A 26,760-nucleotide genomic window follows, 5' to 3' on the forward strand; every position below is an offset into this window, starting at 1 on the left:
AACCTAAAACCTTTAAGAATTCGATTTAGGAAATTCGATTTTCGTAGCGAGGGAATCTACGATGCCGTATTGGATAGCCTCGTCGGCATCCATATAATAATCCCGATCCGTATCTTCTTCAAGCTTAGAAACGGGGTGCCCGCAGGCTTCGGCAAGAATCTGATTTAGTCTGGCTCTCGTTTTTAGAATTTCCTCGGCCTGAATTTTTAGATCGCTGGCGGGCGCGACGATTTGTCCACCGATAGACGGTTGATGGATCATCACTTTTCCGTTCGGCCAAATGGACCTTTTCCCTTTTACTCCCGCTGCGAGAAGCACGGACCCCATCGAAGCCGCCAATCCCATACAGACGGTGTGAACCGGTGAGGTTATCATTTTCATCGTATCATAAATCGTAAGTCCGGAAGTGACGACGCCTCCGGGGCTATTTATATAAAACGTAATCTCTTTGCCTGGATCCGCCATTTCTAGAAACAGCAGTTTCCCTACGATATCTTTGGCGGACTCATCAGTAACGGCACCCCATAAGAATATTTTCCTATGGTCGATCAGCTTCTTGGAAATTTTACTACCGGTAAGTTCTTCGAAGACTTCGGCGATTTTCTCGTTTTCGGACATTCTGGCTCCCTTAAGCACTTCGTTGTTCCAGTTTCTTCCTCCTCAATTTCCTGAAAACACCAATAAATACGAATGCAACAAACGAGACGTAAAAAAAGCGAATCAGTTGAATGGGGGGAACGGGTAGGTCTTTACCCGCACGCAGTGCGATCAGCCGAGAGGCTAGCACCGGTCGGTTTTCCGTCCTGGGTTCGGGCTCTTTGAATTTGATTATATGTGCATTTTCCGATAAAAGATAGTATTTTCTCGCTTCGCGCTCTAACGCTACCTTATCATCTCGTAGGAGTTTTTGACGCTCCTCCAATTGGCGATTTTCGTATTCCAGCCTTTCCACATCCAGTTTTAGATTGGAGAGGCTGGTTTCCAAGGTGGACCGTACGACCAGGCCGGATTCGCCCAGGACCGTAAAATAAAAAAGTCCGGAGAGAAATACCAGAAGTAAGAATAGCCTGTTCGCTAGTTGAGAGCCCATCTTGTTTATAAGTTATAAAAGGTCTCCTTTCCTTTATAGACTGCCGAGTTTCCTAGTTCCTCTTCGATTCGAAGAAGCTCATTGTATTTGGCAATCCTATCCGTTCGAGACAACGAGCCGGTTTTAATCTGGCCTGCGTTGGTTCCCACTGCGATATGCGAAATCGTCACGTCTTCCGTTTCACCGGACCTGTGACTAATTACATTGGCATATTTAGCTTTCTTTGCCATATCGATGGAGGCCAATGTTTCCGAAAGCGATCCGATTTGATTCACTTTAATCAATATGGAATTTCCGATCCCGGACGAAATCCCCTTAGACAGTTTCTCTATGTTCGTCACAAAGAGATCGTCTCCTACGAGTTGGATTTTCTTTCCAAGTTTTTGGCTCAGAATTTTCCATCCATCCCAATCGTTTTCGTCCAACCCGTCCTCAATAGTAATGATCGGATACTTCGAGACTAGATCTGAGTAGTATTCCACCAATTCCGCACTGGTGAACTCTTTATTTCCTTCTCCGCCCAGGACGTACTTCTTTTTGGATTTATCGTAAAACTCCGAAGATGCGGCGTCGAGTCCGAGTAGGACATCCTTTTGGGGTTTATACCCCGCTTTTTCGATCGCTTCCAGAATCACTTCCAGTCCTTCCTGGTTACTGGCTAAATCCGGGGCGAATCCGCCCTCATCTCCCACAGAAGTATTGAGTTTTTTTGACTTTAGGACGGATTTAAGAGTGTGGAAGACTTCCGCACCGACCCGTAAGGCCTCTCGAAAACTAGGAACTCCTACGGGGAGAATCATGAATTCCTGAAAGTCCACGTTATTGTCGGCGTGAGCTCCCCCGTTCAGAATATTCATCATAGGAACGGGGAGCTCCTTGGCAAAATTGCCGCCAATATATCGGTATAGAGGAAGTCTCGTATGAGCCGCCGAAGCTTTTGCAACTGCGAGGGAAGTTCCTAAAATTGCGTTAGCGCCCAATTTACCTTTATTATTGGTCCCATCTTTTTCGAGCATGAGTGCATCGATTCTGTTTTGGTCCAGTGCATCTTCCCCGATCAATAATTCTTTTATTTTTAGATTTACGTGTTCGACGGCTTTGAGAACGCCTTTTCCGGCATAACGGGATTTGTCCCCGTCTCTCAATTCCACTGCTTCATATTCGCCGGTCGAGGCCCCGGACGGAACGGCTGCTCGACCGAAAGATCCGTCTTCAAGTTTTACATCCACTTCGACTGTGGGGTTTCCGCGAGAGTCCATAATTTCTCGGGCTCGTATCCCGGAGATTTTGGAAGATTTAAGCATGGTAGTTCCTGTAATATTTTTTTCCCGAAGGATTTTTTCAGAGATTGTTGTCTTTCAGCAAAATAAATCAAGCGGGAAACGGGGAAAAAGGGTTGCCCAACCCTTTGGAAACAATAGAAACGCTTCCATGAAATCCACGGAGAAACATGCACTTTTCTTTCATTCGAGTTATTTGGTACTATGTATCATTACGCTTTTGCTTCCCATTCCCGCCTCCATAGGGTGGAGATTATTTTTTTTGGTCGTAGTCTATACGATCGGATTACCGGTCGCCGCTCAAATTTGGGAGCATGATCGGTGGCTGGACATTTTTCGGTTCGTCTTTCCTTTAAGTATTTTGCAAGTGTTTCCCGACTGGTTCCTTTCTCGGGTGTTAGGCGTTCTTACTTTTCAAGAAGACGGATTCTATAGGATAGGAACTGTCCCGGCTTATATGGCGGGGCTTTGGACGATTCCGTTATTTCTATCCACGTTTGCGGCTGTCCGATTTTCCAAGCGGAATCCTTCCGTAAATCCGATCGCGAAATACATCGTGGCGGGGGGTGTCGCATTCGTAATTTTCGCAGTCTCGGAAGAGTTTGCTAGAATGATTCCGATTTGGTCCTCCCAAAACGTTTCGATGATCGGCCATACGGCAGTGTACGTCCTGCTTCCCGAGTTGATATTAGGTGTGTTCACCGCGTTTGCTTATTTTCATACCGAGGGAAAACCTTTGCGCTCCAAACTTCTTTGGACAATTCCGACCATGTTCGTTTATTTGGGGGCATTATCCTGGTTCTATCTTCTTTTGGAAGGTGTCTGGCGCTAGCAGAGGACAGAAGACTAAGGACAGACGCGTTCGCTTTGCTCACGCTAGACAGAAGCTGCTATACGTTGGAAAAGTTACAGAAGTAGGGGGAAATCCCCTGCAACGATAAGAATCTTTCTCTAGAGCATGGAAACCCGGCTCTCCAATGTTCTGTCTTCAGTCCTCTTTCTTAAGCGAGGGAAAGGAAAAATGGACGCACGAATCATCACCGAATCGACGGAAATAAGCGGACTACTCGAGGATCGAAATCGATCGGTTTTGCGACTACCCGATTATTTTACGGATTCGTCTTTAATCGTAGAACGACACACTTCCTATACGGTAAAAAATAAGTTTACCTTAGAGGGAAAGGCAACGTTCGAAAATAAGAATAGCTTCGTAAAAGTTTCGCCGACTTCGGATAAACGATCTTCTTTTTCCTATAACGGGAAAAAATTTCCCTTAAATGCGGCCGATTGTATAAAAGGAAATCATAATATACAATTGGGCGAGGTTAAGATTATCGAACATCCTCTGGCTTGGATGTTAGCGTTCGGCGTGTATGTCGATATCGAAACCGCCGAGTCAAGCCTACCGACATTCGATTTTTGCGACCGACCTTATCTGGATGGATTGATCGGAAACCTTCAGGCAATTGCGCCGCGTAAATCGATATCCGTTTCTAAGCCTATCGGGCTCGTATGGGAAAGGGGATACTGCGTACTGGAACCGCCTGAAAATTCGAAAGAAGCCGAGCAATTAATCTTAGATCATCAGGTTTCTTACCTCGGCACTTCCATCGGAAAGGCGAGGATAAGAACGCCTTTCGAACCGAATTCATTCGCTTATTACTGCGATGCCAGAACCACCGCGTTTAGAACCAAATCGGAAGCCGAAAAGTTCTATCAAGTCGGTTTAGCCGGAGGGCTAAAGGATTATCCGTTCACTCTCGAGAACGTGTTGTTACTGGATGAAGAACGCATATATAACGGTCGGGAGAAATTTAAGGATCAAAATTCCGGATTTGATTTTGAATTTTTGTGTCATGAAATTATTGATATTTCTTCTTGGTTGAGATTTGTGGAAGAAGAATACGAGGGGAGATTTGTCGGGAAAATGACTACCTTCTTATTCGATCATCATAAACAGATCGACATAGCTCAATGCGCATGTGATCGTTCGGTCTTAGAGAAGCATGGAGTGTCGATCCTTTCTTAAGGTCGGCTTTTTACGGTTAGTTGCCTACTGAACAGAAACGTACACTCGAATTTCAAGATGGAAAAGTTCTGTTACAGATACTGTCCGCGTTTTCCTAGCCTTATGGATCAGTCGGAATACATATTCCGAGAGGATTTCAAATCTGTCCGGTAAAAATACTTGTAATTAATATACAAAATCTTCATAAGTGAGAAAATTCTAACTTGGATGAATTCTAAATGAAAAGAATTGTAATTTCTTCAGCGATTTTTATGGCTCTCGCATTTGCTAACTGCGCGGTTTTGGATCCTATTGGGTTCACTTATGATCGGATTAAAGGCGATAAGGCTGCAAGTAAAATTACGGACGCCGCAATCATGACGGACTTGGTAAATTCGACGATTCTAAACGGAAAAGCAACCGTTTCGATTTTATCCATTCTCGCAAGCGATATCGCCGGCATTGATCCCGCCAAATATTACAAGGAGTCGGTTATCAATCAATGTGTGACGGATATCAAGGGAGTGAAGGGTTATTTGATCGGTTCCACCCTGACGGTTATCTCCTCTTGTAAGGGAATTACTGCGGACGGACTCATCTACTAAGTCGAATTGCGGGAAGGAATTTTTCTCTTCCCGCTTCTTCGGCGGAATCCTTTTGTTTCTTTAAAAGGCAAAAGCAGCTTTTACGGATTTCCGTTCGCTATTCTCGCATCTCCAAATCCTTCCGCATTCCTGAGTCGGTTCAGAAAAGGCTTTTCAGGGGAAGAAATCCCTCGAATTTTGTTTCTAAGCATGTCCGACCGGCAAAAATACATCAGAAACTTCTCCATCATTGCTCATATCGATCACGGTAAATCGACATTAGCGGACCGACTTTTGGAAATCGGCCATGTCACGGACGATCGGACGAAAAAAGATCAGATTTTGGACTCGATGGATATCGAGAGGGAGAGGGGAATCACCATAAAGGCAAATAATGCCACGTTCAATTACGTGGCAGATGACGGCCATACGTATACGATGAATTTAATCGATACCCCGGGCCACGTGGATTTTACCTACGAGGTATCTCGTTCTTTAAAAGCCTGCGAAGGAGTTCTTTTGATCGTGGATGCAAGTCAAGGTGTGGAAGCGCAGACTTTGGCAAATCTATATCTTGCGATGGAGCAGGATCTTGCAATTATTCCGGTGATGAACAAGGTCGACTTGCCCGCGGCCGATGTCGAGAGAACTAAGCTGCAAATCGAGGATAGTCTCGGCCTGGATGCGGAAAAGGCCGTAGCAATTTCCGCAAAAACCGGTTTGAACGTAAAGGCCGTGCTTGAGGAAATTACCCGTCAAATTCCCGCGCCGAAGGGCGATATCAACGCGCCTCTTAAAGCCTTAATTTACGATTCCTATTTCGATCCTTATATGGGGGTCGTTATCAAAATCCGAGTGTTCGACGGAAGCGTTAAAAAAGGAGATCGGATTCTTTTGATGAGCAATCAGAAAGATTTTACGGTCAACGAGGTAGGAATCAAAGGGATCGGATTGATCCCTAAAGACTCGCTATCCGTGGGAGAAGTCGGATATATTATCGCGGGTATTAAAAAAGTATCCGATGCGAGGTCGGGTGATACCGTAACTTTACAATCCAATCCGACTGCCGAGCCGGTTCCCGGCTACAAGGACGCGAAGCCGATGGTTTTTGCGGGACTTTTCCCGATTGCCGGAGAACAGTTTGAAGAACTGGTGGATGCGATCGAAAAAATGAAGCTAAACGATGCGGCTCTGGTGTACGAAAAAGAAAGTTCCGCGGCTTTAGGATTCGGTTTTAGGGTAGGCTATCTCGGTTTGTTGCACATGGAAATTGTGCAGGAGAGGTTGGAGAGGGAGTTCAACCTAGATCTCATCACGACGGCTCCTTCCGTAAAATATACGATCAAAATGAAGAATGGAGAAGTCTTCGATATCGATAATCCGTCCAAGTTTCCGGACCCGGTTTTTATCGAAACCACTGAAGAACCGTTCGTGAAGGCGTCGATAATCACTCCGATCGAATACGTGGGCAATATCATGTCGCTCGCGATGGATAAACGCGGAATACAATTGGATACGGTTTATCTTACTCAGGAGAAGGTGCAGCTTACCTACGAACTCCCGCTTGCCGAGCTTATTTTCGAATTTTATGATAAGCTTAAATCTTTGACTCGCGGATATGCCTCGCTTGATTACGAACCTTGCGGGTATAGGGCGTCTCAGTTGGTTAAGATGGATATTCTCGTAAATGGGGAGCCGGTGGATGCACTCTCGATGATCGTGCACCGAAGTAAAGCCGAGCAACGGGGAAGGGAAATCATCGAAAAGTTGAAGGAATTAATCCCGCGGCATCAATTCATGATTCCCATCCAGGCGGCAGTCGGAGGTAAAATTCTGGCTAGAGAAAGTATTTCGGCTCTTAGGAAGAATGTTACCGCTAAGTGTTACGGTGGGGATATTACCCGGAAAAAGAAACTTCTTGAAAAGCAGAAAGAAGGGAAAAAAAGGATGAAGCAAATCGGGAATGTCGAAATTCCTCAAGAAGCCTTCCTCGCGGTTCTGAAAACCGGCGATTAATGTTTCCGAAGCTTCCGGCGCGATTTTACGGAGCAAGCCCGGTCCAATTTTTATACAAGATCAATAAGTCTGAAATTTTCGTAAAACGCGAGGATCGACTATTTTTTTCTCAAGGAACTAAGATTCGAAAATTACTTGGAATTTACCGGACGCTCGCTCCCTATTTCCGCTCCGGAAAATTCCAGACTGTTGTTTTGCAGGGGAATCTTCATTCGAATGCGATTTTAGCCGGAATACTCTTTTTCCGCTGGTTAGGCATTCCAACCAAAGTAATCGGCTATTCTCGAAATCTCCAATTGCAAAGTCCGGCTTCCATTCTGGCCGGGCGATTTTCGGAGATTGTAATTTATCCTACAAGGCGGGAATGGGAGCATCATATGCAGGAATTGCTCGGAGATACTGGGGGCGGAATCGCGATTCAATTCGATCGTATCGATGGAGGTGTCGAAGTTCCTACAAGCGCTAGGCAAATTCTCCTTCCGGAATACTTATTCTGCCAGAATGCGCTGGATGGATTGGCTCCGCTCTGGGACGAAATCGACCCTAACGAATTTGATGGCATCATGCTCGATGTAGGTTCCGGAATTACTTGGCTTTCGGCTCTAGAGTGGAATCGACTCCCGGTTTTTGGCGTCACTTTAGGATTGCCTAAGAGGAAAATGCAAGTTTGGTTGGAGTCTCGCCGAGCGAGTCTCCACCTAAAGCATCTTGCAATCCCGTATGATTCCTTAATCGAACCCAAAGCGGAATTACCGTTAGTTTCCTTTTCCTTTGGAGAAACGGAACGTTGGAACGATAAAGCAAATCAGCTCTGGAAGAAAACGGGGATTTATTTCGAGCCGGTATACGCTTGTAAGACGTTAAGCGTTTTAGAGAGCATGGTTCTCGCGGGGAAGATAGAAGGACGAATTTTATACGTTTATCAAGGAGGAATACTGCAAAATTTCTCCATTGATGTATTATCAATGTGAAATTACATGTTTTAGAATATTATAAAATATTGATTCAATAGCAGCTTTCGATCGACGGATGATTGTCGCCGATCGAAAGCTGCTGGCTTTAGGAAGTTATATATTCTTTGTTGAGTATTCGAATAAAATCCCGTTTAATGTCTTTAGGGCAAGCAGCTTCGCATTCATACTGGTTCGTGCAGTTTCCGAAACCCTCTTTATCCATCGCCGACACCATATTCTTGACTCGCTCTTTCTTTTCGACCTGTCCTTGGGGTAGCAGGGCCAAATGAGCTACTTTGGCAGAGACGAAAAGCATGGCGGACGCGTTCTTACAAGATGCGACACAGGCGCCGCATCCGATGCAAGTCGCTGCGTCCATAGCCACATCCGCATGCTTTTTAGCGATTGGAAGAGCATTCGCATCCGGCGCACCGCCCGTATTGATGCTTACGAATCCACCCGATTGGATGACTCGATCAAAAGCGCTGCGATCCACAATTAAATCTTTTATGACCGGAAAGGCTTTCGCTCTCCAAGGTTCTAGATAAATCGTATCTCCATTTTTAAACGATCTCATATGAAGCTGACAAGTGGTAACTCCCGGCAGGGGACCGTGAGCTACCCCATTGATCATTATATTACAAGATCCGCAAATTCCTTCGCGGCAATCGTGTTCGAATGCGATCGGCTCTTCGCCTTTTGTAATTAGCTCCTCGTTGACGACGTCTATCATCTCCAAAAAGGACATATCGGGGGAAATATCTTTCGCGGGATAATCCACGATCTTGCCTTTATCTTGAGAATTCTTCTGTCTCCAGACTTTTAGTTTGAGATCCATTACTTATAGCTCCTCGTTGCGAGTTTAATGTTCTCGAACTCCAGGTGTTCCCTGTGTTCAACCGGTTTGGCTCCGACGCCTTTCCATTCCCACGCAGTGACATGGCAGAATTTTTCGTCGTTTCGTTTGGCTTCGCCATCTTCCATCTGATGTTCCGTTCTAAAATGCCCGCCGCAGGATTCTTCCCTAGTGAGAGCATCAAAGCAGAGAAGTTCGGCGAATTCTAAGAAGTCGGCCACTCGTCCTGCTTTTTCCAGGGACTGGTTCAAATCCGTTCCCGATCCTGGCACATTTACGTTTTGCCAGAACTCCTCCCTGATTTGAGGAATTTTCTGCAGAGCCTCCTGCAGGCCTTTCTCATCCCTGGCCATTCCACATTTATCCCAGACAAGTTTGCCTAGTTCTCTATGGAATGAATCCACAGTACGGCGTCCTTTAACGCTTAGAAGTTTATTGATTTTGTCGGTACTCTCGGTCTCCGCTTTCTTAAACTCGGGATTATCGACGGACGGTGTTTTACCGAATCCGACTTCCGCGAGATAGTTACCGATTGTGTAAGGAAGTACAAAATATCCATCCGCCAAACCTTGCATCAGCGCCGAGGCACCTAATCGGTTGGCTCCGTGATCGGAAAAGTTGGCCTCGCCGATAACGAACAAACCTGGAAGGTTACTCATGAGATTATAGTCTACCCAAAGTCCGCCCATTGTATAGTGAACCGCAGGATAGATTCTCATCGGGACTTTATAAGGATTTTCACCCGTGATTTGCTCGTACATCTGGAAAAGATTTCCGTAACGTTCGGCAATCGTATGTTCTCCCAAACGCCGAATTGCGGAGGAAAAATCGAGATAGACTCCTTGTCCACCGGGTCCGACTCCGAAGCCCGCGTCGCAAACTTCTTTGGCGGAACGCGAAGCTATATCCCGAGGGCAGAGATTGCCGTAACTCGGATATTTTCTTTCGAGATAATAATCCCGTTCGCTTTCGGGAATGTCTGCGGGATTTCGAGTATCTCCTTTCTTTTTCGGGACCCAAATTCGCCCATCATTTCGAAGCGACTCGGACATCAGAGTCAGCTTGGATTGATGGTCGCCGGAAACCGGGATGCAAGTGGGGTGGATTTGCGTATAGCAAGGATTTGCGAAGAAAGCCCCCTTTTTATGGGCCCTATAGGTCGCCGTAACATTGGAACCTTTCGCATTCGTAGACAAATAAAATACGTTTCCATATCCTCCCGAGGCCAACACTACCGCATCCCCCGCATGAGCCGTGATTTCCCCCGTAACTAGATCTCGAATGATCACGCCTTTTGCATGTCCGTCCACCACGACCAAATCGACCATTTCGGTTCGAGGATACATTTTAACATTTCCTAATCCGATTTGTCGAGAAAGAGAAGAATAGGCTCCTAAAAGAAGTTGTTGTCCAGTCTGACCTTTGGCATAGAACGTGCGGGACACCTGGGCTCCGCCGAAAGAGCGGTTATCTAAATGGCCGCCGTATTCTCTTGCGAAAGGAACGCCTTGAGCCACGCACTGATCGATAATGTTCGCCGAAACCTGAGCTAGGCGATAAACGTTGGCTTCGCGAGCTCTAAAATCTCCACCTTTAATCGTATCATAAAAGAGTCGGTATACGGAATCACCGTCGTTCTGGTAATTCTTTGCGGCATTAATTCCACCCTGGGCCGCAATAGAGTGGGCGCGTCGCGGGCTGTCCTGAAAGCAGAAGGTTTTTACATTATAACCGAGTTCCGCTAATGTCGCCGAGGCGGATCCTCCTGCCAGTCCTGTTCCAATTACAAGAATCGTATATTTGCGTTTATTGGCGGGATTCACCAGCTTGGTATGGGATTTGTAGTCATCCCATTTCAGTTCTAAAGCACCCGAAGGAATTTTTGAATCTAAGCTCATTCTATTGTGCTCCTGGTAACTTGACGTATCCTAAAAGGATCGATAGCGGTATGGAAGAATTTCCTACAAAAATAAGAAGCGCATATCCGATTGCAAATGCATTGGTCTTCGGCGCCCAAAACGGTGTATTTAAACCGAATGTCTGAAACACGCTGGAAACTCCGTGGCGAAGGTGGGAGGCCAGTACGAACATCCAAAGGATGTATGCGGTAGAAACGATCGGATTTTGGAATCCTAGAACCACCATGGCATAAACGTCGTGTCTCCCTTGGGAATCTTTTAAGGCGAAATCTTTCGGATCCGTAATTCCGAGCGTAAAATGAGCGAGGTGATACAATATTGCTCCGAAAATCAATAAACCGGTGAGGGCCATCATTCTGGAAGAAAGAGTCGCTTGGATCGTACTTTCTTTTACATACGCTACCGGCCTCGCCTGTCTGTTCTCTAAAGAAAGTTTGATTGCATAAAAAACGTGTAATACGAAGGCAATCAAAAGCGTACCTCTCGCGATCCAAAGAAGTCCGCCGAGGCTTTGGAGGAACGCGGCGTAACTATTAATTTTATCCGGTTCCTGGAAAATCTGGAGATTCCCCAGCATGTGAAAAAACACGAAGCCGAAGAAAACGAGTCCGGTAATTCCTACGATAGTTTTTCTACCGATGGAAGACCTAAGGTATCCAGCCTGAAAATCCATTCAAATTCTCCTGTGAGAGTAATGGGAAGAAGTCATCGATTTGTTTTTATGGGAGAGGAGAACTGGGAAAGAACAAATGTTCTCCGATTCGCCCTAATATTTAGGGTAAAAAATAGGATCTATACGGAAAGCATTTTTAAACGAAAGTGCAAAAAATGGACATTTGGGCCCGAAACGGCTATAATGAACTTTCATTTTGTGCAACGCGGAAATTTTTAAAAGAAAATTAGATCAGGAACAATCTCAATGCAAAAAATAGACCCATTTATTTCGCTCTATCGAAGAGAGCTTTTTCCCGGTTCTATAAAACCGGTTGGCGAGAATTTAGACTCGGAAACGGAAGGCTTCTATTTTCAATTCAAAGGATATCGAATTTCTAGAGTCGGGTTCGGCTGTTATCGAGTAGGCTTGGAAAATCCGAAGCATAAAAAGGCCCTGATTCTCGCGCTTCGCTCCGGTGTAAATTTGATCGATACCTCTGCTAATTATGGGGATGGCGAGGCGGAGAGTCTAGTCGGAGAAGTACTTTCGGAGGAATTTGCATTCGGAAATTTGAAACGTGAATCGGTTTGCATCGTTACGAAAGCCGGATACATTCAGGGTCGGAACATGGAAGTTGCCGAGCAACGGGAAACATCCGGGAATCCATTTCCCGAAACGACATATTATCAACCTGGTTGCTTCCATTGTATTTCACCTGAATTCTTAGAAGATCAATTGGAGAGATCTAGAAAAAGATTGGGCTTGCATACGATCGATATTTTTCTACTGCATAATCCGGAATATTTTCTGATGGATCGGCAAAAGCATGGAGTTCCGGAGAAGGAAGCAAAGGAGGAATATTATCGGCGAATTCGAGAAGCATTCTCGTTTTTGGAGAGAGCGAGGGCGGATGGCAGAATTCTTTATTACGGAATTTCTAGCAATACCTTCCCGGATACTGAAGATTCTTACACTGGTACGTCTTTGTCGAAGGTACTACAAATTTCTAAAGAGGTCGGCGGAGGCGACTCCGGTTTCTCCGCAGCTCAGTTCCCGGCCAATTGGTACGAAGATGGTTTTCTGCGGAATCACAATTCAGCGGGAGAAAATCTCGTAGCTACTTGTAGGAACTTCGACATCCTCCCCCTGATCAACCGGCCCTTGAATTCTTTCGTCTCTGACAAAGGAATGGTTCGATTGACTTATCGACCAGGGCCGGACCAGGAGGTTCGAATAACCGCTTTGGAATCGTTATTCAACGAGCTGAGAACGTACGAGACTCGGATCCAAGATCTTTCGGAAAATCGGAAAGGGTTTCAGGGCCTGAGCGTCCAATGGTTTGCGTATCGAGAGAAAATTCAGAATGTCGAGCAGCTGCACCAAATCTTAGGGAGATCCTGGATCCCCGCCGCTCAATCGTCCTTAAAATTTATATCCGATCGTTTGGGAAAAGAGGAGGCAATTCGCTATACGGACCTGCTCAATAAGACGATCCCATATTTCGAGGAATGGATTATTTTGCATCAGGCCGAGGCCCGGTCACCTCTGTACGAGGAATTAAAAGGTAGATTTCACTCCGACAGGCACGGGCCTAATAGCCTATCCTCCATGATGGTCTTGCATTTGTCTCAACTCATACAAAAGGGAACAGTGCTGATCGGGATGAGAAAAGAGGAATACGTCAAAGATATATTACAACTTAAGGATCAAGTACGATCTCCGATTTCGGAGGAGGAATGGGGATACCATGGAATTCGATCCTGAGATCCTGGCAATTTTAGACCGGATTCGCAATACCCCGGACTTGGACTCCAGTTTTTCCTTTGCATGGATGGAGGGGAGAAAATTATATTTTGCCGGAAATTATTTCGAGCTACATGAGGTTTTCGAGTTTCAGTGGAAGAAGGAATCCGGAGGAAGGAAACTTCTCTTACACGGTTGGATACAATTAGCGATTTCTTTAAACAAAATATTCAAAAAACCGAATATTAGAGGAGCCAGAATGCAGGCCGAAAAATCGAAGGAGAAATTCGATGCATTATTGCGATCCTCCGAACTTTCGTCGGCAGGCCGCACTAATACCGTGCAGACGATTCGATTTTTGGAGACTCTACTTACCAAATTCAGCGGAGATATTGGTTGGGACTTCGAACAAATTCGAGAGCTTTCTTTACCCACTATGACCGAAACGGGAGAGGAATGGTTTTCTTCCATTTGAGTTTTTCTTATTATGACTTTTGAAGGAAATATGGAAACAGCGAACGAAAATATCGGCAAGCTAGAGCGTAATTATTTTGAATCCGGCGGATACAGACTCGCGTATACGAAACGAGATAATAATAAAGGAAAGGCGCTTTTACTTCTTCATGGTTTTATGGATTCGTCCGAGACCTTTTTGTTCCAGGAGGATTTTCTTTCCGAGAATTTTGATCTATATCGATTCGATTACCGAGGCCACGGAGATTCCGAATGGCTGCGCGAAGGGTTTTACCATTTTATGTTGCCCCTTGTCGATACCCAAAGTTTCATTTCCAAACACTTACCCGAAAAATTTCACATCCTCGGACACTCGATGGGAGGCGGCCTTGGATCTCGTATCGCGGGCATCCTGCCCGAAAGAGTGGAATCGTTGGTTTGTTTAGAAGGCTTTAGTTCCCTTCAGAATCCCGAAAAGGAGCGAAAGAGATTTCGGTCTTGGTTGGAAACATGGGAGAGTGGGTTGGCCGGTAAGGAAAGAAAGAGACAAAAAAGTTTTCGCAGTATCGAGGAGGCAGCACTTCGCTTATCACCAGTTTACCCTAGGTTGCCAAAGGAACGTCTGTTAAGAATAGCCGCATATTTGACAAAGCCTGTGGATGACGGTTATATCTGGAAAAGTGATCCTGCCTATAAAAACGGTCCGCCCGTATTTATTAGCCCCCAATTTACCCGATATCTTTGGGAAACGATTGCCTGCCCCGTTCTTGTCGTCTATGGCAAAGAAACGCATCTACCCTTGGATGATAGGGAAGAAGTTTTTTCGCATATTCGTAATTTGGAATATTTCGAGTTGGAAGATGCCGGGCATAATATGCACCACGACAGGCCGGAAGATTTAGCCGTGATCTTAAACGATTTCTATCGAAAATTAAATACCGGTATTAAGTCTTAGATGCTAGGTATTAAAGGTTAGTAAAGGTGGAAGAGGCATTATGTTCAAAGGACTTGCTGCTTTAAACCAAATCGCTTCCATGTATAAAATATTACGGTCGCACGGTGCAGAGGGCAGAGGGCAGAGGACAGAGGACAGAGGACAGAGGACAGAGGACAGAGGACAGATAATTATTCCTATTACCCTGACAACAATTTTTTTAAAACGAATTATGTTGGAGCTCCTGTGCGATAGATCTTTCCTCTACCTTAGCTGCCTTTCCAACATTGAGCAGCTTCTGTCTAGCGTGAGCAAAGCGAGCGCATCTGTCTTCTGACCTCTGTCCTCTGAAAACGAATTATGTTGGAGCGAGGTGTTACTGGATTTTCGATGTGTCGGGGGGCGTCAGCAATTTTGTGTATATGAATTGTGTTGGAACTCCGACGCAGAGAGCGGAGGGTCGAAGAAAGATCCACTGTTAGCATAAGAATCTTTCTCTAGAGCATGGAAACCCCCCTTTCCTAACATCTAGCAGCTACTGTCTTCTGCCTGGAATAGCGAGTCGGAAACGTGCTCGCAAACGGATGCGACATTGATTTCGCTCGGGTTCGAAACTCTCGAATTATTTTTCAGTTCGAAACGTTTCCAATCTCCAAAACGGCAAAATCAGAAAGTATAATTCGCAAATACGCATTTCCCCATCCCGGAAAAAACCCTAGAGAAACCGCTGTTTTTAGTCGAAAAACTCCTTTGCTTATCCGTAGGAGGCTTTACACTAGCCAAAAAGTTTCAAAGGCCAGAATGTTCGCAAAAGTCCTCAATCCTATTCGTTTCGCGATACTAACCTTCGCTCTGATTTATTCCTCTCATCTTTTCGCAGTGCAATCCATTCTTCTTAGAAACGGGAATACTATTAAAGGGGAGGTGATCACTCAAAATGAGAAAACGATTCAGGTCCGCAGTGAGGATGGTAAGATAGTAAGCGTTTCGAAACGGTCCATCTTGAAAGTAATTTATAAAGAAGTAACGAAAGACGAAGAAAAAAAGATCCGGCAGGAAGAGGAGAAAAAAATACAGGAAGAACCCCAGGCTGTCAAAGAAGAACCGATCGTTATTATTCCTCCCACCCCCGTTGCGCCTAGCAGAAGCAAATGGAGTGTCGTATGGAGATCCGCAGTACTACCCGGCTGGGGGCATATTTATGCAGGGAGAAAAACTACCGGAATCGTTTATAGCGGCCTATTAATATCGAGTTTGGGATATGCCGCTCTTTCTGCCAAGCACGCGCATTCGGCTAAATCCGACTACGAGCAATCGTCGGCGACTTCCACGTTGATTTCGGGAAATTCTTCGATCGGCTTGGGAAGTATTTATGTCAGCGGAAAGAAAAGCCAGTACCAACATGATGTCAAGGAATACAATAATTCTCTTGCGATACTGGGAGCGGTATATTTAGTGCAGCTTGCGCATTCCTATTTTACGGGAACCTCCTGGGCAAAGGAGGATGTCGTGTTATCGTCGGACGGAACTCCTCTTAGAAACGGAATTCAGTGGAACGCAGGTTACGACCGTGGCGCATCGAATTCGAGTATGCTCGGTTCAAGTGCGATCGGGTCGTCGACCGGGAGAGCTTTGTACGGGGAATTCCGATACTCTGTCTTATTTTGAGAGTTCGATTTATAGGATCGTTAACAGAGGACTGAAGACAGGCGCGTTCGCTTTCAGAGGACTGAGGTCAGAGGACAGAAGACGGACGCGTTCGCTTTGCTCGTTCAGAAGACCGAGGACGGAGGACAGACGCGCTCGCTTTGCTCACGCTAGACAGAAGCTGCTAGACATTGAAAAAGTTACAGAAGTAGAGGAAAGATCTACTATAACACAAGAATCTTCCCATAGAACATGGAATCTCCGCTTGTCGAAGTTCTGTCCTCTGAAAGCGAATTATGTTGGAGTTCCTACGCAGAGAACGGAGGGCCGAAGAAAGATCCACTGTTAGCATAGGAATCTTTCTATAGAGCATGGAGACTCGGTTCATCGATGTTCTGTCCTCAGTCTTCCGTCCTCTGAAAGACAGTAGCTGCTACTAGCTGGAAAGGTTACAGAAGTAGAGGAAAAATCCTCGATAACACAAGAATCTTTCTCTAGAGCATGGAAACCCGGCTCGCCAATGTTCTGTCTTCAGTCCTCTGGCCTCTGGCATGACATAAAAAATTTTTACAGGAAGAAATAAAAAAACTTGTACTTTTAGGGTACTCAAATAGGCTACCTCTCAACATTTTAGCTGAGGAGCAACCATGGAACAGGGAAATAAATTCAGAGATCAACTCGAGAGATACGTGAACTATCGCGGGATCGATATTGTCCTTCATCTGAAAGACGGATCCGTTGTTGAACTCGACCGGAATCGCAGACTCGTTGGCGAAGAAATCGTCTATTTCCCTGATAAACTAAACGCAAGCAAGGTTCCACTTACGATGATCAGTAAAGCCGATCTATTCGTTGCGTAAAAATCGGATCTGACTCCCGCGAATTAGCGCGCGGAGTCAGAACTCTTACGAACGATTCAATTTTCCCGGCTTTAAGCTAAATCTCTGATTAGATCCTCGATCTCCTCGATTTTTCCGAAGTCCATCTCCGAGTAATTCAAATACAGATCGAATTCGGCATCCGAAATCTTATCGCACTTAATTACTTTCATAGGAAGCTCAATGTTTCCGGATAAGCTTACCATCCCGATTCGGATAGCAAGATTCGTTCCAGGCTCGACCGGCGAGTCGGACCTGTGAACGAGTCCAACCAGCACATTCTCGGCAATCCTGATTTTAACGTCCTCAATCTCTTGAAAACGAACGTTTAGGGTGGAAGGGATTCTACTGTATTTCATGGCGGTCCTCCCGATGTTGCCTTCGATCCTAGCTGGGATAGCTTACATAAGGATTAAGAATGCTTTACGATTCGAAGCGAATGCTAAGAAAAGATTCTAAAACGACGTTTCGGCTACCTTCGCTGGTATTTATTATGCAAGTTATATGCCGAAACGGCTTTGAATGGTATAAAAGGATGGGAAAGGAAAGGGAATCAATCGATTATAATGCGTTTGCTAGATGAGAAATATCAAAAGCCTACGTATTAACAAAGAAAACGATCGGAAATCGACCAACGCAATCTTAAAAAAAATGGACGAGCCGGCAAACGTTCAGCCCCTGTTGTTTAGTTTAGCAGCTAAGTGAAGGTTTCAACGCCGATTTATCTAAAGTTAAACGGATCTTCATAAATCCGTCTAAGACGTTTCGCGGCATGCCGAATGAATCCTTCTCTGGAACGGGAAAACTAGCTTCTCCCGTAAAGGCTGAAGCCTAAAATCGAAACGGTTTTCCGCCGTTAATACAAAATCCTAGTCCGAATTGATCCGGGATGCTTCTCTATCTTTTCCTTTAGCTCGTCGCCTACGCTCATATTGATTACCATGGATAAGTAACCGATTTCAGCGCTTGTACCTAAATGCTGGGAACTGATATTCGCTCCAACTTCCGAAACCATTGCGTTGATATCTTTCAGGAAGCCCGGCTGATTCTTATGAACATTCAAAATTCTGTACATTCCGGACGGGATCGGAGTTAATTCCAACTGAGGGAAGTTCACCGCAAACGAAGTCGAGCCATTGTTCATGAATTTTAACAATTTGCTAGCGACTTCGGATCCGATATTTTTCTGGGCTTCTTCCGTGGAGCCACCGATATGCGGGGTTAATATTACGTTTTGAAGATTTTGCATCGGTGTGATGAACGGATCGTTATTGGATTCGGGTTCTTCGGGAAATACGTCCACGCCTGCGCCGGCTATTTGTCCCGCCTTGATCGATTCCGCAAGGGCCTCGAGATCGACGACTTTTCCTCTAGAAAGATTTATGATGTAAGCCCCTTTTTTCGTAACCGCGATTTGTTTTTTTCCGTAAAGGTTCATGGTCTCCGGGGTTTCGGGAACATGAAAGGTGACGAAATCCGAAATTTGTAGGAGTTCTTCGTAGGACTGAATCGGAGTGGCGTTTCCTAACGGCAAGACGGTCTGCACGTCGAAATAAACCACTTTTAATCCCATTGCTTCGGCTAACACGGAGACCTGACTTCCGATATGCCCGTAGCCTACGATTCCTAGAGTTTTACCTCTGACTTCGAAGCAATTTTTCGAGATTTTATTCCAGATTCCCGCATGCGTATTGCGAATATGATCGGGAACTCTTCTCGCTAACATCACGATTTCTGCAATAACCAATTCCGCAACGGACCTCGTATTGGAATAAGGTGCGTTAAATACCGGGATTCCTCTCCGTTCCGCCTCGGCCAAGTTTACTTGATTCGTCCCGATGCAGAAACAACCGATAGTCATCAAACGCTTGGCTTTGGCCAGTACCGGACTTGTAATATTCGTCTTACTACGTATTCCGAGAACATGAATGTTCTCGATTTCCCTCAAGAGTTCGTCTTCGCTTAGCGCTTGCGGCAGCAATCGAACGTTAAAACCGTCTTTTTGAAAGAGGTCGAAGGCGTCCTTGTGTACGTTTTCCAAGAGGAGGACATTGATCTTTTCTTTTGGATAGGAAATCATGGTTATAGAACCATGGAAAGGTCTCCTCGATTCCCTGGAAATCGGATTTTTTACTTCACTTAGGAAGAGTGTTAAAGAGCATGGAGCCGAAATCTTAGGAGGGTCTTGCCTTGCAAAAAAAGCATTTCCGGAATCTCATATTCTTGTTCCTGCACTTGAGCCTAGTATTGCTTGGAACAGGGGCTTGCTCGTCTCGCCCTGCGATCATCGCCGAGCCGGTTATCGAACAGACATCCCTTCGTTCGGGACCGATTTGTATTTCTTCCTGGTTTTGTTCCGGCGGACGTTCCGGTTCCCTAAATTTTAAAGGAATTCTGAATAATCGAAGCGGAGAAAAGACACTGTTTTTGGAATATTACGTCAGTTCTTTCGAAGAGAGCTTTCCACTCGGAGTTTCCATAAAACTAGATCAAACCTGGCATAATTTGAGAAAGGTTTCCACGGAATACGGTGACACTCTCCGCTTAGTTTCCATGCTTCCGATCGAAGTCGCGGACAAAATTCAATCGGCAAAGGAGATCGAATTCAGTTTTTCCTCCAGGGAGCATACGACCACTAGAAGTCTCGGTGCAGGCGAGGTGGAAACTTTTAAGAACCTTTTGAAAGAAACCAGGTCCCGACTCGAGGCCCAGACCAAGCTCACGATCACAAACTACTAGGCGTTCCTATTCGGGGCGCATCAAGGGGAATAGAATCGTGTCCCGTATCGAGTGCGAATTCGTGAGTAGCATTACTAGGCGATCGATTCCGATTCCGAGTCCCCCGGTTGGCGGCATACCGTATTCCAGCGCTCGTATATAATCTTCGTCCATCATAAAGGCTTCGTCGTCGCCGGCTTCCCGTTGCCTGACCTGCTCCTCGAACCGTTCTTTTTGATCGAAAGGGTCGTTCAATTCGGAGAAAGCGTTACCTATTTCGCGACCTACGATATAAGGCTCGAATCGTTCGACGTAATCGGGATTATCAGGGTGGGATTTTGCCAACGGGGAAAGCTCTTTAGGGAAGTCGGTCACGAACACAGGCTGAATTAAATTCGGTTCCGCTTTTTCGGAAAAAACCTCGTCTGCGACTTTCCAGATAGAATGACATTTGGAAACGTCAATCTTAATCGCGGAGGCTTTTTCTTTGGCTTCTTCCAGTGTCTTGATTCGCGAAAAATCAATACCTGAATATTCTTTAATAATGTCCACGTACTTAACTCTCCGCCAAGGCGGGGATAAATCCACCTGATCTTTGCCATAAGGGATTTTCAAGGTCCCGCAGATCTTTTGCGTTACATGAGTGATCAATCTTTCGGTCAGATCCAGCATTTTTCCCATATCTCCGAACGCCATATAGGCTTCCATCATGGTGAATTCCGGGTTATGCTTAGTCGAAATACCTTCGTTTCTAAAGTTTCGATTCAATTCAAAAACCCGATCCAATCCTCCGACGATCAGACGTTTTAAATATAGTTCCGGCGCGATTCTTAAAAATAACTGCATGTCCAAAGCATTATGATGGGTGGAGAAGGGGCGGGCAGCAGCACCTCCCGCAATGGGTTGCATCATAGGAGTTTCGACTTCCAGAAATCCTTCGCTCGTTAAAAAAGCCCGAATTTCGGAGACGATTTTGCTTCGAATCACAAAGGTGTCCCGAACAGGATCGTTAACGATCAAGTCCACATAACGCATTCTATATCGTTGTTCCACGTCCGAAAATGCGTCGTAGACGACACCGTCTTTTTCTTTCACTACCGGTAAAGGACGAATGCATTTTGCCAGCAGCGTTACGGATATTAGGTGTAGAGTGGTTTCTCCTTTTTGAGTCTGAAACACATAGCCTTCCACTCCGATCAGATCGCCTAAATCCAAACTTTTAAAAAGCGAATAACTTTCCTCGCCTAGATCGTCTCGAGTAGCGTAGAGTTGTATCACACCGCCTTTGTCCTTCAAATGAGCAAAGCTGGCTTTTCCCATTACGCGTTTTGAATGCAATCGACCGCCTAGCTTAAATCTGACTTCGGGGCCGGTCGGATTCTTCGAATAATCCTCGATCAATTGAGAGGATAGAGAATCCGGAAAATAGCGGACGGGATAAGGATCTATTCCCTTGGACTTTAGATCGTTTACTTTTTGAATCCTCTGTTGTATGAGTTCGTTGGTTTCCTTAACTTCTTGCTGGGACATTCCTAGATTCCTAATAATATGAGATAATAATACTTTGCTAAACGACCCAAAATGCTTTCCAGGCTTTTCGGTTTTAAAAACCAATCGGTGGCGGAGAATCCTTCCGGAACTTTAGAAACCGCAACGTAGATCCCTGCCGGCTCTAATACCGAGCGATAGAGTCTTAATAATGTCGCAGAATCGAATTCGCGCCCTACTAGAAGAAAATTTTTCCACTGCCGATCCAATGCTATTTTCAACAGCGTTTTGGGAAATTCCTGAGGACCGGCAGAAACCGTATAAACCAATATTTTGTTCTCCTCGACTCCTTGCGAAGTCAAAAAGGATTGGAAATTCGAAGCGAGATCCGAACCGATTCCGAGATCCGAATCGTTTCCGCCGGGCGAGTATAAAACTAAAATTACGGGAGACAGTCCTTTCTTCCAGAGAGCTGCTGCTTGTTTGAATTTATCTTTTCGACCCGTTTCGATCGCTTCGACTACGATAGCGTCCGATTTTTTAGGATCGGCTTTGGAGACAAGCAGAAGGGGAGCGGAGAAAAACAAAATCAAAAATAGAAAAAGGAATCCGAACGCACCATAGGAAACCAGTTTGGTCTTACTCAGAAATTCTTGTACGGAGAGTGGGCTCGATGACATTGAGTCTTACCGTGGAACGGGCCCAATTTGAGGTTTTAGTTGAATTGGTCCAGAGTTCCCGAGGGGTGTATTTGCTCGAGAGGGGACTCGAACCCCTACACCTAATCGGCACAAGCACCTCAAGCTTGCGTGTCTACCAATTCCACCACCCGAGCGGGCTGCGATTGACAGAATGTGAGAGAACCTTGCCGTGTCAAGGAATTTCATACCAGCTGGTATTTCTTCTTTTGCTTCTTATCTTCAGGATCAAGTACGACTCTTTCCGGATGGAAAACGATGTCCCAATATCTGCGCGCGTACGCGATAACACCGATAACTAAAATCGTTACAAGTACATATCCTGAATATTCCGGGTGGTGAAATAGGTGATCCTGCGAATAGTCGTCACCTAATAAAGGAATTGTCATATACCAGAGAACCGTGACGGCAACTAAGCCCACGCCGAATTTTCCCCACCAATTCGGTCTACCTTGGATTCCTCTTTTTAGATATAAAAATCCGCCGAGCCAAACGCCGAGAACTTCGCGAAACAAATAAACGCAAAGAATCCAAAGAGGAAATTGATAGTAGTGTACGATAACGGAAAGCCCGCCGACGGTAACGATCTTATCGCAGACCGGATCCAGATATCTTCCTAGGATGGATTCCTGTCCGAGCAATCTCGCTAAAAATCCGTCTAAATAATCCGTCAGCACAGCGAGGACGCAGGTTCCTATTGCAAGCAGCAAGTATTCGCTATGTCTTGGGGCTTCCATGTGTTTGCGAGTGAAATGGATGAAAAATGGAAGTAGGAATACTCGGCTGACGGATAAGAAATTCGAGACAGTGAAGATCCGGTCTTCGAGCAAATCCTTTGGTTTTTTTTCTTGTAGCATTATCTTTTTGCCGCACTGAGCGGTAGGTTCCACCCTTTGGAGAAGAATGAGGAAGGGACTTAAAAATTCATCCCTTTTTCCTATAAACCGGTTGACCCAGAGCCCGCCCGGGAAATCATGTTCTTCATATTAGGAGCTGTAGCTCAGCTGGTTAGAGTGCCTGCCTGTCACGCAGGATGTCGCGGGTTCGAGTCCCGTCAGCTCCGAAAAAATTCCTTACAACGTATTTTATCAAGGGACTCGAAGCTTTTGCGCGAAAGCATGAGCAGCGATCTATTTTGCGACCCATAGGGAGCAAAATACCCGGAGGGTGGCAGAGCGGAGCGAAGCCAAATCGTGAATCTCTGCCAAGAGTTTCAAACAAAGCAAACGATAGAGAGCGTCGCGAATGCGTCGCAAGCCATGGAAGGCGTAGCGAGCGCTAAAGACGCCGTGGAGCCCAATCCGTTAGGAAGGCGGATTGCGTAACGGCGAGTCCCGTCAGCTCCGAAAAAATTCCTTACAACGTATTTTTATCAATGGACTCGAAGCTTTTGCGCGGAAGCATGAGCAGCGATCCGTAGAGAGCGTCGCGAATGCGTCGCAAGCCATGGAAGGCGTAGCGAGCGCAAAAGACGCCGTGGAGCCCAATCCGTTAGGAAGACTGAATGTATAAAGGACCCGGCTACCGGATAAATTCCTTCACTGCTTTTACGGTATTCGAAGGGTCTTCTTCCTGGGGGATATGACCCAACCCGTTAAAGATCACCAGTTTGCTTTTTGCGATATCCTTATGAAAGCGCTCCGCGTTCGCAGGAGGAATCAATCGATCCAGATTTCCCCATAAGATCAATGTCGGGATATGCAACTCATGGATTCGGTGTTCCATCTCTCCCATCGGCATCTGCTTAAAACGCTCAGTCAAGGCCTTCCGGTTCCCTTCGCGCAATGCGAGATCATAGTAACGATCAATTTGCTTTTCCGTTACTTTGGAAGGATCTCCATAAGTGTTCTTAACGCTAGAAGCGACGATGCTTCGTGGTAGGACATTGTTGGCGATATTTCGTAATATGGGTATTTTCGCGATGCGAAACGCTATCGGTACGGAAGTCGATTGATAGTTGTATCCGGAGGAGTCCACTAAAATCAATTTTTCAAAACGGGTAGGATGAAGAAGGGCGGTATACCAAGCAATGCTTCCGCCTAAGGAATTGCCCGCAATAACGGACCGTTTTACCTCCAGTTTATCCAAAAGAGAAATTACAAATTTAGAATACAGCTCGAGAGAATACCGATTGTCAGGCGATGGACCCGTTAAGCCGAATCCGGGAAGGTCGAATCGGATGACTCGGCGGGAGGATTTGAGTTCTTGGACCCAGCCGTCCCAGGTATGAAGAGAGGAAGCGGTCCCGTGGATCAGCACAATGGGATTGCGATCCTCTCGAGGACCCTCGTCCCGGAGATGGGTCTGCATTCCCATCACCTCTATAAAAACTGATGGTGTCGGCGCCCAGTCTGATTGCAACTCGCTGACAGGTTTGTCGGACGCCCAAGTCATCGATACGTAAACGGCAATGACGAAGAAAAGAACCGCAAGGATTCCTACCGTAAATTTTACGATTCGCTTTAACATGGTAACCTACTTAGATTAAATCTTCAGTATCTTTCTTGAGCACGATTTCTCCGACTTCTTCCAAATCCCGTAGCAGAGTTAGAATTCGATTTCTTGCGTCGGTAATTTCCTTTAGCGTTACTTTTCCGCGCAATTCCATATTTTCTAAAATATCATTGGCCCGATTTTTAGACATTGCCTCGAAAAAGTGGGACCGAATTTCATCGCCGGAACCGCGCAATGCGGTGGCAATCACTTCGTCGTCCCCGAGTCGATTGATAACGAGGCGCATCTCTTTCGAATTCAACAAAAGCACATCTTCGAAGGTATAAAGTTTTTCGCGAACTTGAGAGGCGAGTTCGGGAGAATGCTCTTCCAAATCCTTGAGTATGGTTTCTTCCAAGGATTTATCCATATGATTTAGGATGCTAGCGAGAGCTTCCGTACCGCCCGCTTCGCTAAACTCCGATTTATCCCTATGTTCGTATTTTTTCTTTAATATCCGGGCGATTTGCCGGATTGCGTCCGGATGCGTTTTGGTAGTATTCGCCAATTTAAATGCGACTTTCGATTGCAATTCTTTCGGAAGGAATTTTAAAGTTTCGGCCGCCTTCTTCGGATTTAAAAAAGCCAAAGTGACCGCGATGGTTTGCGGGTTTTCGGGAAGTAGAAGCTGCGCTAGAGTCTGGGGCTCCGCATCGTTTAAAAAAGAAAAATCCTCTTCGGTATCCTTCCTATCTAATTTTCCGAGGATGGACTCCGACTTTTCTTTTCCGATCGATTTATATAACAATTCTCTTGCGGTATCGATACCGCCTCTGGATTCGCCTGACAATTCTTTTATCGAATCTTGAAAATCGAGTAAGGCTTCCTCTTTTTCCGTCTTGGAAACGGTTCTTATTTTAGCCATTTCCTGGACGATCTCTTCTATCAGGTTTTCTTCCAGTTGGGAAAGCGCTTTTGCGGCGGCTTCCTTATCCAGAGAAAGCAATAGCAGCGCTGCCTTGCGTACTTTTTGTGATCTGGAAATGGATTCTTTCTCCGTCAATAGTTTGTTTCTCCAGGGTCCGAATTGGATCAGACGAGAAGGCGTAACGGATGTTCCAATAAATCTCGGAAAACTTCCAACCACTGAGCGCCGACCGCTCCGTCCACGACCCGGTGATCGCAGGAAAGACAAACTGAAAGTGTTACTCCCGGTACTATCGCTCCGGATTTGATAACCGGTTTTGCCACCGTATTCCCGACCGCTAAAATGGCGGCTTCAGGTTCGTTGATTACTGCTGCAAAACGGTTAATCCCGAACATCCCTAGATTGGAAACCGTAAAGGTCCCGTCCGAATACTCTTCGGGTTTTAGTTTTCGTTCTCTCGCGCGGGATGCAAGTTCTTTTACGTTTCTACCGATCTCGAGCACCGAGCGTCGATCGGCATTCCTAACGTACGGAGTAATTAATCCCCCTTCTATCGATACTGCCACGCCTATGTCGACTCTGCCATGGCGAAGTATATGATCCTCGCGCCAAGAAGAGTTCACTGCAGGAACTTTTACTAGAGCCAAGGCGGAGGCTTTGATAATAAAGTCATTTAAGCTCAGCTTGGCGTCCTCACCGCTAGCCTTCAAGTCTGCGTTCAGGCTTTCTCTTAGGTTTACTACCGGCTCGGCGTTCAATTCGATATCCAGATAAAAATGCGGTTGATGGGTTTTGGAATGGACCAAGCGTGTAGCGATCGTTTTACGCATTCCCGAAATGGGTTGTTTTTCTTCCGCTGGGATCGGTCCGGCGAACGATGATCCTGACGGTTGAACGGCTTGGTTTGCCTCAATGTCCCTTTTTATGATTCTGCCGCCGGGACCGGTTCCGTTTATCCTGCTTAGATCCAGGCCGGATTCTTTTGCAATTTGTCTGGCAAGGGGAGAGGCTTTGATTCGTCCTTCCTGGGCCGCCATCGTCAAACCACGAGAGGGTTGTGCCGACTTTGCAGTTTCAATTTCAGGTTCGATTTCCTTAGGGGGAGGGGAAGACGGAACTGAAGCTGATGGTTTAGGTTGTTCCGGTGTCGACTCCGTAGTCGGGGGTGCCGACACTCCCTCCCCAGGGTTCCGAGCCTTTGCTTCGGCCAATAACGAGCCGATTTCTTCTCCCGCCTTGCCGATGATTGCCACCGGCGATCCTACGGGCAATCTCGCTCCTTCATTAGCGATAATTTCCAATAGAACTCCCGAATCAAAGGCTTCCATTTCCATGACCGCCTTATCCGTTTCGACCTCCGCAATGGCCTCGCCGGGTGCGACGGCGTCCCCTTTCTTTTTCAGCCATTTTACGAGGACGCCTTCCGTCATGGTGGGGCTGAGTTGGGTCATTTCAGCTATTTTGGCCATGTTTGATTCC

The 26,760-nt window shown here is 45.9% G+C and carries 27 protein-coding genes and 2 tRNA genes; 14 read left to right on the plus strand and 15 right to left on the minus strand.

All coding sequences use genetic code 11. The annotated features are described in order from the left end of the window. Positions 1–12: 12 nt before the first annotated feature. Genes LEP1GSC047_RS08200 through eno form a run of 3 tightly spaced genes read right to left on the minus strand, consistent with a single transcriptional unit; the run spans position 13 to position 2,394 of the window. The gene (locus LEP1GSC047_RS08200) at positions 13–618 is read right to left on the minus strand and encodes a ClpP family protease (protein ID WP_010410528.1); all 606 of its coding nucleotides are present in this window, start codon (positions 616–618) and stop codon (positions 13–15) included. A 10-nt stretch (positions 619–628) separates the two neighbouring features. Beyond that, positions 629–1,090, minus strand: a complete 462-nt coding sequence (locus LEP1GSC047_RS08205; protein WP_010410525.1) for an FtsB family cell division protein — start codon at positions 1,088–1,090, stop codon at positions 629–631. A 5-nt stretch (positions 1,091–1,095) separates the two neighbouring features. Beyond that, positions 1,096–2,394, minus strand: coding sequence for a phosphopyruvate hydratase (gene eno / locus LEP1GSC047_RS08210; RefSeq protein WP_010410521.1), 1,299 nt, complete (start codon positions 2,392–2,394; stop codon positions 1,096–1,098). A gap of 127 nt (positions 2,395–2,521) precedes the next feature. On the opposite strand from eno, the gene LEP1GSC047_RS08215 reads away from it, so the two are divergent. The 5 genes from LEP1GSC047_RS08215 (at position 2,522) to LEP1GSC047_RS08235 (ending at position 7,949) form a co-directional block, all read left to right on the plus strand. Beyond that, positions 2,522–3,202: a DUF6989 domain-containing protein gene (locus LEP1GSC047_RS08215; RefSeq protein WP_020988439.1), complete on the plus strand. Its 681-nt coding sequence runs from the start codon at positions 2,522–2,524 to the stop codon at positions 3,200–3,202. Between the two features lie 189 nt (positions 3,203–3,391). Continuing rightward, the gene (locus LEP1GSC047_RS08220) at positions 3,392–4,399 is read left to right on the plus strand and encodes a UDP-3-O-acyl-N-acetylglucosamine deacetylase (protein ID WP_010410515.1); all 1,008 of its coding nucleotides are present in this window, start codon (positions 3,392–3,394) and stop codon (positions 4,397–4,399) included. A gap of 218 nt (positions 4,400–4,617) precedes the next feature. Then, a complete protein-coding gene (locus LEP1GSC047_RS08225; protein ID WP_010410511.1) occupies positions 4,618–4,983 on the plus strand; it encodes a TIGR04452 family lipoprotein in 366 nt (121 codons plus the stop codon). A gap of 189 nt (positions 4,984–5,172) precedes the next feature. Beyond that, complete coding sequence (lepA, locus tag LEP1GSC047_RS08230; RefSeq protein ID WP_010410508.1) at positions 5,173–6,978, plus strand: translation elongation factor 4; 1,806 nt, start codon at positions 5,173–5,175, stop codon at positions 6,976–6,978. Further along, positions 6,978–7,949, plus strand: coding sequence for a PALP domain-containing protein (locus tag LEP1GSC047_RS08235; RefSeq protein ID WP_010410505.1), 972 nt, complete (start codon positions 6,978–6,980; stop codon positions 7,947–7,949). The genes lepA and LEP1GSC047_RS08235 overlap by 1 nt, the downstream gene beginning before the upstream one ends. An 88-nt stretch (positions 7,950–8,037) precedes the next feature. Here LEP1GSC047_RS08235 and LEP1GSC047_RS08240 read toward each other — a convergent pair whose 3' ends face one another. The 3 genes from LEP1GSC047_RS08240 to LEP1GSC047_RS08250 are packed head-to-tail and all read right to left on the minus strand — an operon-like array spanning position 8,038 to position 11,379. Next, positions 8,038–8,769, minus strand: coding sequence for a succinate dehydrogenase/fumarate reductase iron-sulfur subunit (locus tag LEP1GSC047_RS08240; protein WP_010410502.1), 732 nt, complete (start codon positions 8,767–8,769; stop codon positions 8,038–8,040). Continuing rightward, on the minus strand, positions 8,769–10,685 hold the full coding sequence (locus tag LEP1GSC047_RS08245; protein ID WP_010410500.1) for a fumarate reductase/succinate dehydrogenase flavoprotein subunit: 1,917 nt from the start codon (positions 10,683–10,685) through the stop codon (positions 8,769–8,771). Before LEP1GSC047_RS08245 ends, LEP1GSC047_RS08240 begins: the two co-directional genes overlap by 1 nt. Before the next feature lies 1 nt (position 10,686). Next, a complete protein-coding gene (locus LEP1GSC047_RS08250; protein ID WP_010410498.1) occupies positions 10,687–11,379 on the minus strand; it encodes a succinate dehydrogenase cytochrome b subunit in 693 nt (230 codons plus the stop codon). A gap of 246 nt (positions 11,380–11,625) precedes the next feature. Between LEP1GSC047_RS08250 and LEP1GSC047_RS08255 the strand changes: the two genes are divergently transcribed. The 5 genes from LEP1GSC047_RS08255 (at position 11,626) to LEP1GSC047_RS08280 (ending at position 16,998) form a co-directional block, all read left to right on the plus strand. Beyond that, on the plus strand, positions 11,626–13,125 hold the full coding sequence (locus LEP1GSC047_RS08255) for an aldo/keto reductase (RefSeq protein WP_010410494.1): 1,500 nt from the start codon (positions 11,626–11,628) through the stop codon (positions 13,123–13,125). Further along, entirely contained in the window at positions 13,109–13,579 is a 471-nt protein-coding gene (locus tag LEP1GSC047_RS08260; RefSeq protein WP_010410492.1) for a DUF309 domain-containing protein, read from the plus strand. The genes LEP1GSC047_RS08255 and LEP1GSC047_RS08260 overlap by 17 nt, the downstream gene beginning before the upstream one ends. 30 nt (positions 13,580–13,609) lie before the next feature. After that, entirely contained in the window at positions 13,610–14,512 is a 903-nt protein-coding gene (locus tag LEP1GSC047_RS08265) for an alpha/beta fold hydrolase (RefSeq protein ID WP_010410490.1), read from the plus strand. A 780-nt stretch (positions 14,513–15,292) separates the two neighbouring features. After that, positions 15,293–16,159, plus strand: a complete 867-nt coding sequence (locus LEP1GSC047_RS08275; protein WP_039934444.1) for an LA_0442/LA_0875 N-terminal domain-containing protein — start codon at positions 15,293–15,295, stop codon at positions 16,157–16,159. A gap of 626 nt (positions 16,160–16,785) precedes the next feature. Further along, positions 16,786–16,998 carry a hypothetical protein gene (locus LEP1GSC047_RS08280; RefSeq protein ID WP_010410485.1) on the plus strand — a complete coding sequence of 71 codons (213 nt, stop codon included), beginning with the start codon at positions 16,786–16,788 and terminating at the stop codon, positions 16,996–16,998. Positions 16,999–17,069: 71 nt separating this feature from the next. On the opposite strand, the gene LEP1GSC047_RS08285 is transcribed toward LEP1GSC047_RS08280, so the two are convergent. Continuing rightward, on the minus strand, positions 17,070–17,375 hold the full coding sequence (locus LEP1GSC047_RS08285) for a hypothetical protein (RefSeq protein ID WP_010410482.1): 306 nt from the start codon (positions 17,373–17,375) through the stop codon (positions 17,070–17,072). Between the two features lie 497 nt (positions 17,376–17,872). Beyond that, a complete protein-coding gene (gene serA, locus LEP1GSC047_RS08290; RefSeq protein WP_010410480.1) occupies positions 17,873–19,096 on the minus strand; it encodes a phosphoglycerate dehydrogenase in 1,224 nt (407 codons plus the stop codon). A gap of 110 nt (positions 19,097–19,206) precedes the next feature. On the opposite strand from serA, the gene LEP1GSC047_RS08295 reads away from it, so the two are divergent. Next, positions 19,207–19,755 (plus strand): hypothetical protein, encoded by a 549-nt coding sequence (locus tag LEP1GSC047_RS08295; RefSeq protein ID WP_010410477.1) that lies wholly within the window; start codon positions 19,207–19,209, stop codon positions 19,753–19,755. A 6-nt stretch (positions 19,756–19,761) separates the two neighbouring features. Here LEP1GSC047_RS08295 and lysS read toward each other — a convergent pair whose 3' ends face one another. The 4 genes from lysS to LEP1GSC047_RS08315 form a co-directional block, all read right to left on the minus strand. Continuing rightward, a complete protein-coding gene (gene lysS / locus LEP1GSC047_RS08300) occupies positions 19,762–21,264 on the minus strand; it encodes a lysine--tRNA ligase (protein ID WP_010410475.1) in 1,503 nt (500 codons plus the stop codon). Positions 21,265–21,266: 2 nt separating this feature from the next. Beyond that, positions 21,267–21,902: a hypothetical protein gene (locus tag LEP1GSC047_RS08305; protein WP_010410472.1), complete on the minus strand. Its 636-nt coding sequence runs from the start codon at positions 21,900–21,902 to the stop codon at positions 21,267–21,269. Between the two features lie 72 nt (positions 21,903–21,974). Continuing rightward, positions 21,975–22,057, minus strand: a tRNA-Leu gene (locus tag LEP1GSC047_RS08310). A 48-nt stretch (positions 22,058–22,105) separates the two neighbouring features. Then, complete coding sequence (locus tag LEP1GSC047_RS08315) at positions 22,106–22,780, minus strand: CDP-alcohol phosphatidyltransferase family protein (protein ID WP_039934446.1); 675 nt, start codon at positions 22,778–22,780, stop codon at positions 22,106–22,108. 129 nt (positions 22,781–22,909) lie between these two features. Between LEP1GSC047_RS08315 and LEP1GSC047_RS08320 the strand changes: the two genes are divergently transcribed. The 3 genes from LEP1GSC047_RS08320 to LEP1GSC047_RS08325 all read left to right on the plus strand — a co-directional run bounded on the left by LEP1GSC047_RS08320 (position 22,910) and on the right by LEP1GSC047_RS08325 (position 23,432). Then, a tRNA-Asp gene (locus LEP1GSC047_RS08320) sits at positions 22,910–22,983 on the plus strand. Between the two features lie 130 nt (positions 22,984–23,113). Beyond that, a complete protein-coding gene (locus LEP1GSC047_RS22350) occupies positions 23,114–23,245 on the plus strand; it encodes a hypothetical protein (protein WP_020988373.1) in 132 nt (43 codons plus the stop codon). Then, positions 23,238–23,432: a hypothetical protein gene (locus tag LEP1GSC047_RS08325; RefSeq protein WP_010410468.1), complete on the plus strand. Its 195-nt coding sequence runs from the start codon at positions 23,238–23,240 to the stop codon at positions 23,430–23,432. Before LEP1GSC047_RS22350 ends, LEP1GSC047_RS08325 begins: the two co-directional genes overlap by 8 nt. Positions 23,433–23,441: 9 nt before the next feature. On the opposite strand, the gene LEP1GSC047_RS08330 is transcribed toward LEP1GSC047_RS08325, so the two are convergent. From LEP1GSC047_RS08330 to LEP1GSC047_RS08340, 3 genes are read right to left on the minus strand one after another with little or no spacing between them, the layout of a single operon-like run. Further along, the gene (locus LEP1GSC047_RS08330) at positions 23,442–24,389 is read right to left on the minus strand and encodes an alpha/beta fold hydrolase (RefSeq protein ID WP_010410465.1); all 948 of its coding nucleotides are present in this window, start codon (positions 24,387–24,389) and stop codon (positions 23,442–23,444) included. A 10-nt stretch (positions 24,390–24,399) separates the two neighbouring features. After that, positions 24,400–25,416: a flagellar motor switch protein FliG gene (fliG, locus tag LEP1GSC047_RS08335; protein WP_010410463.1), complete on the minus strand. Its 1,017-nt coding sequence runs from the start codon at positions 25,414–25,416 to the stop codon at positions 24,400–24,402. A gap of 29 nt (positions 25,417–25,445) precedes the next feature. Beyond that, entirely contained in the window at positions 25,446–26,750 is a 1,305-nt protein-coding gene (locus LEP1GSC047_RS08340; RefSeq protein WP_010410460.1) for a pyruvate dehydrogenase complex dihydrolipoamide acetyltransferase, read from the minus strand. Positions 26,751–26,760: the final 10 nt, after the last annotated feature.

Source organism: Leptospira inadai serovar Lyme str. 10, assembly GCF_000243675.2.
Classification (GTDB): Bacteria; Spirochaetota; Leptospiria; order Leptospirales; family Leptospiraceae; genus Leptospira_B; species Leptospira_B inadai.